The organism is Pallidibacillus pasinlerensis, assembly GCF_009996845.1.
Taxonomy (GTDB): Bacteria; Bacillota; Bacilli; order Bacillales; family Caldibacillaceae; genus Pallidibacillus; species Pallidibacillus pasinlerensis.
In genome coordinates, this window is sequence record NZ_JAACYS010000089.1 from 1 (window position 1) to 11095 (window position 11095).

Annotated in this window: 13 protein-coding genes and 2 pseudogenes; 5 read left to right on the plus strand and 10 right to left on the minus strand. The window is 32.8% G+C overall.

The window, feature by feature from the left end:
- The 4 genes from GW534_RS16950 to GW534_RS14490 form a co-directional block, all read right to left on the minus strand.
- The coding region (locus tag GW534_RS16950) for an AAA domain-containing protein (protein WP_161921711.1) at positions 1–189 on the minus strand (189 nt) is incomplete at its 3' end.
- Positions 158–1390, minus strand: coding sequence for a DEAD/DEAH box helicase (locus GW534_RS14480; protein WP_161921702.1), 1233 nt, complete (start codon positions 1388–1390; stop codon positions 158–160). The genes GW534_RS16950 and GW534_RS14480, both read right to left, overlap by 32 nt.
- On the minus strand, positions 1284–1724 hold the full coding sequence (locus GW534_RS14485; RefSeq protein WP_161921703.1) for a hypothetical protein: 441 nt from the start codon (positions 1722–1724) through the stop codon (positions 1284–1286). The genes GW534_RS14480 and GW534_RS14485 overlap by 107 nt, the downstream gene beginning before the upstream one ends.
- A gap of 364 nt (positions 1725–2088) precedes the next feature.
- Positions 2089–2628 (minus strand): DUF2179 domain-containing protein, encoded by a 540-nt coding sequence (locus tag GW534_RS14490; RefSeq protein ID WP_202630956.1) that lies wholly within the window; start codon positions 2626–2628, stop codon positions 2089–2091.
- A gap of 250 nt (positions 2629–2878) precedes the next feature.
- Here GW534_RS14490 and GW534_RS14495 point away from each other — a divergent pair, with 250 nt between their 5' ends.
- Entirely contained in the window at positions 2879–3505 is a 627-nt protein-coding gene (locus GW534_RS14495) for an RraA family protein (protein ID WP_161921704.1), read from the plus strand.
- Between the two features lie 391 nt (positions 3506–3896).
- Here GW534_RS14495 and GW534_RS16240 read toward each other — a convergent pair.
- Positions 3897–4028, minus strand: a pseudogene (locus GW534_RS16240) (FosX/FosE/FosI family fosfomycin resistance thiol transferase); the annotation flags it as partial.
- 405 nt (positions 4029–4433) lie between these two features.
- Between GW534_RS16240 and cspD the strand changes: the two are divergent.
- The 3 genes from cspD (at position 4434) to GW534_RS14510 (ending at position 6895) form a co-directional block, all read left to right on the plus strand.
- A complete protein-coding gene (cspD, locus tag GW534_RS14500; protein WP_161921705.1) occupies positions 4434–4634 on the plus strand; it encodes a cold-shock protein CspD in 201 nt (66 codons plus the stop codon).
- Between the two features lie 539 nt (positions 4635–5173).
- On the plus strand, positions 5174–6022 hold the full coding sequence (locus GW534_RS14505; RefSeq protein WP_161921706.1) for a YitT family protein: 849 nt from the start codon (positions 5174–5176) through the stop codon (positions 6020–6022).
- Positions 6023–6298: 276 nt separating this feature from the next.
- The gene (locus GW534_RS14510) at positions 6299–6895 is read left to right on the plus strand and encodes a cupin domain-containing protein (RefSeq protein ID WP_161921707.1); all 597 of its coding nucleotides are present in this window, start codon (positions 6299–6301) and stop codon (positions 6893–6895) included.
- A 79-nt stretch (positions 6896–6974) separates the two neighbouring features.
- Here the strand turns inward: GW534_RS14510 and GW534_RS16735 are convergent, their stop codons facing one another.
- Positions 6975–7106: a hypothetical protein gene (locus tag GW534_RS16735; protein WP_281352007.1), complete on the minus strand. Its 132-nt coding sequence runs from the start codon at positions 7104–7106 to the stop codon at positions 6975–6977.
- 148 nt (positions 7107–7254) lie between these two features.
- Between GW534_RS16735 and GW534_RS14515 the strand changes: the two genes are divergently transcribed.
- Positions 7255–7965 carry a DUF2225 domain-containing protein gene (locus GW534_RS14515; RefSeq protein ID WP_161921708.1) on the plus strand — a complete coding sequence of 237 codons (711 nt, stop codon included), beginning with the start codon at positions 7255–7257 and terminating at the stop codon, positions 7963–7965.
- 405 nt (positions 7966–8370) lie between these two features.
- Here GW534_RS14515 and GW534_RS14520 read toward each other — a convergent pair whose 3' ends face one another.
- The 4 genes and pseudogenes from GW534_RS14520 to GW534_RS16575 all read right to left on the minus strand — a co-directional run.
- Entirely contained in the window at positions 8371–8751 is a 381-nt protein-coding gene (locus tag GW534_RS14520; protein ID WP_246204191.1) for a cupredoxin domain-containing protein, read from the minus strand.
- Between the two features lie 203 nt (positions 8752–8954).
- A complete protein-coding gene (locus GW534_RS14525; RefSeq protein WP_161921709.1) occupies positions 8955–9554 on the minus strand; it encodes a short chain dehydrogenase in 600 nt (199 codons plus the stop codon).
- A 660-nt stretch (positions 9555–10214) separates the two neighbouring features.
- Positions 10215–10724 (minus strand): YfiT family bacillithiol transferase, encoded by a 510-nt coding sequence (locus tag GW534_RS14530; RefSeq protein WP_161921710.1) that lies wholly within the window; start codon positions 10722–10724, stop codon positions 10215–10217.
- A 133-nt stretch (positions 10725–10857) separates the two neighbouring features.
- A pseudogene (locus tag GW534_RS16575) lies at positions 10858–10983 on the minus strand (GNAT family N-acetyltransferase); the annotation flags it as partial.
- Positions 10984–11095: the final 112 nt, after the last annotated feature.

Here is an 11095-nt window from a genome sequence, read left to right on the forward strand (position 1 = left end):
CCGTGTAACCGCAACATTGATCAGTTTTTCACTATTTTTATCTGTCAAAAGCATTCCTGTCCGAGATTGGGGGTAACTGTCTACCGTATCAAAGATAATCATATCTCGCTCCGAGCCTTGGAATTTATGGACCGTTGCTGCTACAATTTTTTCATCATTAACAGTTAAATCGTTGGTAGGGAAAAAAATCTTGAATCATCGCATTTACTAACAGTGTTTGTGCGTTATACGGTGTAATATACCCAATCGAGTTCAATCCTTCCCGTTTCGCTGTAAGAATCATCTGCATGGCGACACAAGCTGAAAACAAATTAAATCTCGATCCTGTTCCTGATTCCATTAAGCAATATGCTCCCATTTGTGACAAGTCGATTTGAACAGCAGCCTCATTCGGAAACGGCGCCTTCGCAGTAATATGCTCCCGTTTTGATTGTACTGATGGGTGGTCGTTTACCCGATTTTGATAAATAATTTGATTTGTAAAACTAGAAATAGCCGGATGCATCCGTCGTTGTTTCGTTAACATAAATAAATTTGGATGGTCTTTCTCATTAGAAAGCGTCTCGACAATCCTAGCAACTTCAAAAATATCTCGTTTTAACCATTTTTCAATTAACCGATGATTCGCCATCGCAATTGGTGGCAACTGCTTAAAATCACCACAAACAATCATATGTTTTGCTAAAGTTGCTGCAAAAGCAATTTGTGGTGTGTAGGCCATACTTGCTTCATCCACGATAACAAGGTCGTATGTTTGTTCATAAATAAGCGGATCTGTTGCTGCTTTTGATAATGTAACCCCAAGTACACTGGCATCTTCTACAAAACGTTCCTCTTCCCTCCTAATCGTTGAACGAATTTTTTTCAATTGCTGCTCGATTGTAGCAAGATTTTTCCCTTGTGAGTTGGAATAATTTCGTTTCGTTAAGAATCGTTTTCTTTCAAACTCGTTTAATTGCTCTCTTAAATTAGGGAAAGATTTTTCAACAAGAACTTCTGAGAGTAAGTCGTTTTGATCCCTCACGTTTTGATTACTACTAAACCCGTAACGGAGCACCTGCCCTGTTTTCCATTTCTTTTTTTCTTTTAAAAATTGGGCTATCTCCAACATAAGAACATCAACCGCTGCATTACTATGGGCTAAAATTAATATTTTTAATCCTTTTTGATAAAAGTAGGCTGCTGTTCTCGCTAACGTATATGTTTTACCTGTTCCAGGCGGACCCCATACATACGTTGTTGGATTATATTTTGCTCGAAGAATAAGCTCAGAAAGTTCATTTTTAATTTTTTCTGTTGGGTGTTTCGGTGGCGTGTTTGGTGCAATTAAGCGCAGAATTCGTTTTTGTTTTTTTCGAACTTGATTGGACTTCCTCCAGTTGTTTTGCAAGAGCAACTAACAATTCCCATGGTGCACTATAAAGATTCGCATACGGAACCTTGTTACCGATAAAATCACTAATTTTTATAACGAGATCGTAACCATCGACAGATATGACGCTTCCATTGTATGTTTCGTCTTTGTATTCGAGGCGAATCGGTGTACCATCAGGTAGCACAGTTTCAGTTGCTAGTTTAAACCAATATGTTATCCCCTTTTCATCATGGGTTAAATATTTTCCTTCTGTGATAATGATTTTCGTTCCACCATTGGATTCTAAATATTTCGCTTCTATTTTTAAGGCTTGTTGCCATTGTTTAATATAATCAATGATGCTTGCCATGTTGTTGAGATACTCCTTAATCTATAAAACTTAGTTTGTTTATGAATTTCGCACAAAAATTTCGTTTTTCGCACACTTTTGATGTGAATTCGCACAATTTTTCCCAATTTCGCACAAGATCTGCGATTTTCGCACGATTTTTGGAAAAAACGCACACTATACACTATTTTTCGCACAAACTACCATATTTTTAAGTTCAACTTTTTAAAAATAAGTCAATAAATCTATTTTTTTAGTAAAAACGGTTTAAATTTTTAATAACTTTACGATTATAACACGTTTTTTATACAGATAGACTGGAAATTATGTAGAGTTTATTCAACTCTGTATAAATTTTTTCATTAAAAAAACAAAAAACAAAGCCTTATTGGCTCTGCTTTTTGTTCTTACGCTTTTTCATGCTTCTTAAGATAAATCCACCACGAAATGCTTTCGGTTCATAAGCGACAATAAATGCTCGAGGTTCTTGTTCTTGAATAAAAAAATACAATTCATCTTCTTTTTTTCTCGTTGTTAAAACGGATAACTGATATCGTTTGCTGTCAATCCCTTCTCCTTCGTAAACAGTGACACCATAACCTTGTTCACGGAGGGATTTAATTAATACTGTATTTTTCGTTGGCAAAATTACTTGGAAAGTTGTATATCCAATCGCTAATTTTTCTTCAATAACTGATCCGACAATGATACCAATCGCAAATCCAATTGCATAAACAATCATAACTATCGGTTCCTTATCACCTGTTAACACAATGGACAAACCGAATACGTACACAATCGTTTCTAAAAACCCAAAAATAGCTGCCTTTATTTTCAAGCCTTTTACTAAAAAAATCGTGCGAAGTGTAAATGTAGGAACATACAATAATTGAATAAGCAACACAAGTAAAATATCTTTGATCAATACTCTCACCTGCTTTTCATCTATGGCAATAATCTAATACTAACATCTTTTCCATAAAGAACCTACATTTTTTTGAAAAAACTTATTACTTTGTATGAGCACACAAAAATACCTAAAAACAAATAAAATAGAAAATCTTTATGTATATAGTCAAAAAATTTCTAAATTAGTATATACGAACAATACACTACTATTTTTCTCACTTTAATGATATATTTTAATCAAAATATTCAGTTATTGGAGGTTAATTATGGATAATATTGTAAATCAATTTACAAAGATTCCAACTACAGCTGTTTCTGATGCGATGGATGGCATGAATAATATGGAAAGTTCAATCAAGCCATTGAAAGAGGTATATAAAATTGTTGGCCGTGCATTTACAGTGCAAATGCCGGTTGGTGACAACTCGATGATTCTTCGAGCCTTTAACGAAGCAAAGCCCGGAGATGTAATTGTTGTAGATGCAAAGGGTGATACATATCGAGCGATTGCTGGGGACTTTATGGTAAGTATAGCCCAAACCCTTGGCATTCAAGGGATTGTCGTTGATGGTGTCATTCGTGATATAGTCGGAATAAAAGCACTCGATTTTCCAGTGTTTTGTAAAGGTACAACAGTTGCAGCAAGTGCGAAAAGTGGCGGTGGAAAAGTACAAGTTCCGATCTCTTGTGGGGGTGTAACCGTCCATCCAGGTGATTTAATCGTTGGCGATGCTGATGGAGTAGTTGTTATACCTCAAGAAAAGGAAGAAGAAATTCTCAAAAAAGCAAAGGAAAAACTGGAAAAAGACGAACAACGCGAACAACAAGTGGCAGGTAATCCTGAAGCGATACGGAAATATTTGAATGACATGATTGCGAAATTATCAAAATAAAAGATTATACACAGTAAAAATATTGGGGCTGTCCGAAAAGTAGAAAATGGAGATCTTTGATGAGGAAATTGGCGGCGACTCGAAAAAATGCTTTCCATTTTTTCTGCGGTGCAAAATCAGTGAAGCATATTCAGAGTCCAGCGGGAACAGCAAAAGCCTTTGTGCCGAAAGCGAAGCGTCAGGCACACGAGCCTATAGACCTGCGCAAACGCGCTTGTGCGTTGAGGAGGCTGAGGCCGTGCCACTGGATGCGCGTCCGCCAAAGTACCGAATAATTCCATCAATAATGTCTAAAAATTGACTTTTTGGACAGCCCCAAATGTTTTTCAAGGTTAAAACAAACGTTTTTATTCAATTTCATGTAACTTTATATTTAATAAATACTTCCTCACTATCCTTTCTCTACTTTCCTGTAAGCTTCGATCCTTTCTTCTAATGTTCCGATATGTAAATCAAATAGATTATTATCATAATCATAAAAATAAATAGAGTACCCTTCACCCTCTATTCTTTTCCGTGACGGTTTCATATCTAAGTTCAATGATTTTATTTTCTCTATATAATTCTGTTGTACGATCTAAATTTTTTACTACAAAAGTTATATGACTTAGACTTTCAATCAATTTATTCCACCTTCCTTTTACAGAAACGTATTATTCAATCAGTTTATTATTTATGCACAGTTGACTTTAAATGAAAGGTTCCTTAAATTCGATATTGTTTATGTTAAATCATCGTAAATTTTTATTTAAAAAATATTTTTGGAAATTCGCTTGCTTTTATTTGGGGATGTGTTATTATTAAGAGGAATTATTTTTTTGTTCGACTTTATCAAGGAAAGAAAAGATTTAAAATTTTCGCCTTAGATAACTGAGCAACAAAATAGTATTAAAACATGGGTAAGAGCCCACACAGGAGGAATATTTACATGGAACAAGGTAAAGTAAAATGGTTTAACGCAGAAAAAGGCTTCGGATTCATCGAAGCTGAAGGTGGAAACGATGTATTCGTACACTACACAGCTATCCAAGGCGAAGGTTTTAAAACATTAGAAGAAGGTCAAGCAGTTTCTTTCGAAATCGTTGAAGGTAACCGTGGACCTCAAGCAGCTAACGTAGAAATAATCTAATTGATTTTACGATTGCTAAAAGGACTCTCATATGAGGGTCCTTTTTTAATTCATACAAGTTCATAACAATTACTTACAACTATATTTTGGATATCACCTTTCTTATGTTGATTTTTTTATTATGCTATGAGCGATTTTCATCATATATAGAGCGAATAGCACGATTTTAGGAGCGATTCGTTTAATTCATAGAGCGACTTTTTCACTTTATGAGCGAATTTGACTTCTATGAGCCATTTTCCAAGTTCTATGAGCGAAAAAATCTGCTTAAAGAGCGATTTTATCTATAAAAATTGTTTTCTACTTTTATATGAGCGAAATTGCATTGGCTATGAGCAACTCCGATCATTCTACGAGCGATTTTTTTCGTCCTATTTTAAAAACTTTACCAATCCATATAACAACCTTACCCTCCTCCCCTATTACATTTTTTTAACAAAAATTTATTAAAAATCCCCCTTACTTTCTTACAACAAAGGTGCTATTATAATATATGTTTTTCGAAACTACTAATTATGAAAAAGAGGGCATTTATAAATATGAGTGCAAAAGCAACAAATAGCGCAAATGTAGCATTAGACTTGTTAATTATTGTTTTTGGAACGTTGTTAACGGCATTTGCGTTAAACAAATTTACCATTCCAGCTGGTCTTCTTGCAGGTGGAGTTCCAGGGACTGCGCAAATTATTCACCATTTTGTTCCAATTAACGTTGGGATTATCGTTTTATTATTAAACATTCCAATTCTGATTATTGGATATAAATTTTTAGGAAGAAAGTTCAGTATTTACACGATTATATCGTCATTCTTATTATCAATCTTCCTTTACATGATTCCAGTAGGTACGATTTGGACAGAAAACATTTTATTAAATGCGATTTTTGGTGGAGTTTTAAATGCTGTCGGATGTTGTTTAGTCCTTCGTCGAGGTGGCTCTGAAGGTGGCATGGACGTTATTTCTAGAGTGCTTGCCAAACATAAAAATATAACAGTTGGAAAAGGAAATTTGATTTTTAACGGATGTATTGTCGCCATTTCCGGCATGATTTTCGAAGCAGAAATTGCGCTATATACAATCATCTCAATATTTTGTTCAATGAAAACATATGATATTGTATTAAACCATGTGGATCGCGTGTCGCTTTTAATCATTACTGATAAAGGTAAAGAAATTAGCAATGCGATTAATCGAGATATGCATCGTGGAACAACTCTATGGGATGCTAGCGGTGGCTATTCTAATAAAGAAAAAACAGTGCTTCTTTGTGTCATTATGCAAGGTGAAATGAATCAACTAAAAGAAATTGTAAAAACAATCGATCCTAGCTCATTTGTAAATATCGTTTCTACTCAGAATGTTATTGGACGTTTCCATCAAATTTGGTAGGAAAATAAACTGGAGCTCTTAATCTATTAGATTAAGGGCTTTTTTATACAAAAAATTCATTTTATCAAAAATAAATTTTCCTGGCTCAGAAAACTCATTTTTCTCTTAGACAAAATTGAATTTTCATATAAAATTCCGCTAAAAATTGAATTTTCCCAGTTAGACAAAATCACAACACCTGTTTATATTAAGAATAAATCTTAGATTTTTTTCACCTTACGAAAACAAATGAATAAAATGCCTATATATTTATGCAATAATACCGAGGTGAAAAATTTGTATCCAACAGTCAATTATTCATCCCATTCTAGTCAGTTCAGTTTTGATTTGAACAAAAGTCCATTATTTGTAAAAAACAACAAAAACTATATTAATATATTAAGTGTTAAGCAGATGAATTCACTGAAAAACGTTTCATTATTAGATATTTTCTTAAGTAAACACAATATCATTGAACCGCATTATCATCAAAATTCTGCAGAACTCATTTATTGTATTACAGGTTCTGTTGTCGTATCGATATTTAATCCCTTTACTAAGCAATTACAACATTACACCCTTACACCTGGAAAAGTTGCCAATGTTCCACAAGGTTGGTGGCATTACATCGTAACACTCGTTGATAACACGCATATTTTAGCCATTTTTGATGCTCCTACCCCAGAGGTAATTTTAGGATCAGATATTTTAAAAATAACTCCTAGTCATATCCTGGCACAAACGTATTGTATTAACGAAAATCGATGGAATCAAGCAATTGCACCAGTTAAACCAGCAACATTTATTGGGTCTCCTCAGGACTGTATACAAAATAATCGAACATCACCTCATTATTCTTTCCATCCGATTTTTCAATATAGACAATATTCATGATGACAGCTACCACTTGATAAAAAAGGCAAAGCATCCGTTTTTGCCTTTCAATACTAACACTAATTTATTTTGACTTATTTTATTTTTTAATCAGTTCTAATAAACCTTCAGGTACAAGACGCAGTTTTCCTCGTTGAAATTCACTAATCCGTTTCCAATCATTTTTTCTAAAAATACCAATTACAATAGTTCTAATTCTAATATTCTTCATTTCTCATCACTCCAAACTTAAAATTAAAGTTGTGTTAATGTCATTTATTATTCACTATCTTAATTTCTAGTAAATTAGTATTGTGTTACAATAATACTAAATACCTACTAGTTTAAAAATTCATTACGGTGTAACAGGAGTTAGATCAATGACAGACAAGAAAAAAAGCTTACAAAGAAAAATATTAGAACCACTGTATGATAAAAGTTTAACCTGTTTATATTGCAATCACAAATTTAAAAGTAAACAAGTGCGATCAAGTATGGCAAAAGTGATTAAACAAGATAGTGATTACTGCACATATTATGAAGGTGACAACCCAATTTTTTATGATGTATTCGTTTGTCCAAGTTGTGGTTTCGCCTATACAAACTCATTTTCTCGAATAACACCTGCAAGAAAAGAAAAAATCGAAAAGAACTACTTAAAGAATTTATCAGCTGTTCCCCATTTATGTGGAAAACGCGATGTTTTTGATGCACTAAGAGCTTATAAACTTGCTTCATTAGCAGCTTATGTTATAAATGAAAAGAAAAGTTTAGTAGGAAACTTATTTTTGCGCATAGCATGGATGTATCGTTATCAAAATGATATTGATAATGAAAAGGAATACTTAGAAAAAGCATTACGATTTTATTTAGATGCGTACCAAAGAGGAAATATAAATGACTTAGTTATCGAAGAACACCAATTACTATTTTTAATGGGAGATATTTATATTCGCTTAGGTAAAAATAACGAAGCGACAAAGATATTTAGTATATTACTTTCCGACCGAGGGGTTTCTCAAAAAATTAGAACGCGAGCTAGTGAAGTGTGGAATGAATATCGGGAAAGGCAAAAAGAAAATAAAGAGTAGATTAAGACAGGGTGGTCACTATCATTGCCCTGTCTTTTCAATATATAAAATTGGTTTAAACATGTATTAATAAAAATTCAACAAAAGTGGGAAACATCTCAAGGTTCAGCATATGTTTATTATTTTCATTTTAACAATGCTACGAAACTCTTTTTAAAGGATTTTAGCAATTCTTTATTTGATTGGCGTTACCCAGAATTCCCAGAGGACTTAATGTTTTATAAGTATAATAAATGTATATCAGCTGTATGTTCACACGAAAAATATTTTTTGTGGATGATACATTTTGGAACAATTTTGTCCAAATAAAAAATAAATTTTTTATGAAAGATAATAACAAATATAAATAAAAGTGCAATTGCCCTAATAGTCAATTGCACTTTGTTAAAGACAACCTACAATTTTTCATTTAACTATAACTTTACCAACCATTCCTTCACTTTGATGAAATCGACAAATCAATTCATATGTACCTTTATTCGGGGATCTAAGAGTTAACTTTTTTGTTTCTCCCGGCTGGAGTTCCACATCAATTTTTAAATCTTTTATTGTAAAAGAGTGTGGCTTTTTACCATTGTTTTTTAAATTTAACGTAACCGGTTTTTCAGCTTTTAAATTTATGTCATTTGGATTAAAATAATTGTCATTTAAAGAAACCTCAATTTCCCGAACCGGGTCGAGTGGTTGTGTAGGCAGTATTATTTCAGCAAAAGCAACCTTTCCTACTGCATTAACAAATATGACCATTGTAAAGAAAATTAATATTCCTTTTGCATAGTTTTTCATTTTGTTAATTATTCCCTCCTTTCCTATTCTTTATCTTTATCAAATTGAAAAAAATATCACGATAAAATAAAAAAGACCGACTATTTGTCGATCTAAAATTTTCGCAAAACTGATTTGATGAAAATTAATAACAATAAACTCTAATTTTATTAATGACTTATTATTATTTTAAGAAATATTTAGAATTCTTATGTAAATCCATGTTAATATACTTCATAATTTTGTCCTGTTTGGGCACCTTCTACACTCTTTTTATAAGCAAGAGCTACCCTACTTGCAGGGACTGCTTCATATCCCGGAAACATATCGCCAAATTTATGTAATGACTCCTGCACGACATTTGGACTAACGCTATTAATGCGAATTCCCCGTGGCATTTCAATTGCCGCTGCTTTAACAAATGCCTTCACTCCACCATTAGCCATAGCAGCTGATGCACCTTGTGGAATTGGATCGTCCATTAAAATACCTGTAGTGAGGGTAAAACTGCCACAATCATTTACATAGTTCATCCCTAATAGGACAAGGTTAATCTGCCCTTTTAGCTTATAATTAATACCTATTTCATTTAATTCTGGTGTTAATTCCGTAACTGGAACGTAATGAGCACTTCCGGCAGTACTAATAACCGCATCAACTTTTCCTATATCTTCATACATCTTTTTTATACTGTCAATATCAGTCATATCTACTTTTACATCTTGACCATTACGCCCCGCACGAATAATCTCATGTTTTTTACCAAGTTCTTGGACAACAGCTTGCCCAATCGTACCACTTGCCCCTACTACTAAGATTTTCATTTTTCGAATCATCCTTTCATCATAAACGCCATTGTTAAATTTATATGCTACTAATATTAAATTCTTGAAAAATTATAACAAGAACAAACAATATGGCTTCAAGAACATCTACGTCCATTACTTCTGTTTAAAACATTTTTCTCCTACTGGAAGATTAAGGTAAATGTTTTTGAGAGCCTCTATTGGACATTTCATTAGAATTTTCTTTGCAAAATGTCCTTGAGATTGATTCTATTAGATATTTCAACAGGATTTTCTTTGTGAAATATCCTCGCGAATGACTCTATTAGACATTTACCGCTTTTGCCACAGGTGGGTAAAATAGCGTGTTAACAATAATAATATAATAGATTGTAAAATTAAAAATATTGAAGTTAAAACTAGATTTATTTTTTAATCAATGATTCCTAAAATGACCATAACTACACCAATAATAATAAAAATAACTGAAAATATTGGACTTATTTTTAATAAAGTTTGCAATTTATTATTCATAAAGTGGACCCCTCAAAACGAGTGCCATTCTACAATCTTATACTGATTGTAGCAATATGATTTTCCCATACATTATTAGTTCGTCAAAAAATGGCATTAACCCTTCGAACATGATTAATGCCATTTCGTTATTATTTTATTTGACTATAACCTATTCATATCTGATTATTTTCCTAACGCAATTTTAATTTGGGCTAAGTGATGTTCTTCATGCCACGCAAGTTTTGCCAACTTCTCTGCAACAGTAATTTTTCCGTTCGTTTCATGAATAAAAGAACGCTGCAATTGATCTTCTGTTAATCGTTCACCCAAATAAACAATCCGTTCATTAATACCTTCCAACATTTTAATTGAAGTTTCTACAGGGAGATTATTATCTGGTAGTTCAATCCATTTATCTTGATCAAAACCAGGTACAGTTGGGCTATCTTCAGTTAAAGCAAGCTTCAATCGTTGGTACATATTTAACTGAGAATCAGCAATATGGTGCACAAGTCCGCGAACTGTATAGCTACCTTCACGATATGTTTTGTTTAATTCTTCTTCATTTAATGAATCAACAGTTTCTCTTAATCTTGTAGTAAAAGTTTCAATTTGATTTAACCATTCACGCACATTTTCCAGTGTAACATTTTCTGGCACTTGCAACTTCCCTATTGGAAATTTGACATCCATTTTCCCATCCTCCTTTTCCATATTTAAAATTAATATACCTAATCATTTGCGTTGTTGTAAAATTATTAATATGTAAAGAGATTCACAATAAAAATGCATCCCTCAATTAGAGAAATGCTCAAAGGTCACTCATTTATTTTTTCCACTCTTCTATTAAAAGACCATAAATAATATGATCAACATAATGGTCATATAACCATTCGGCTTGTCTAATTATCCCTTCTTTCCTGAAACCAAATCGTTCAGGAATTGCCCTACTAATAAATCAGATTATAGATGTAGAATAAAACTACATAGATTTTCTCGAGCAGCTGGATAAAATCCGCTGCTTTTTTTCTTCATAAGTATACTTTTATAAAATTATAAAAATC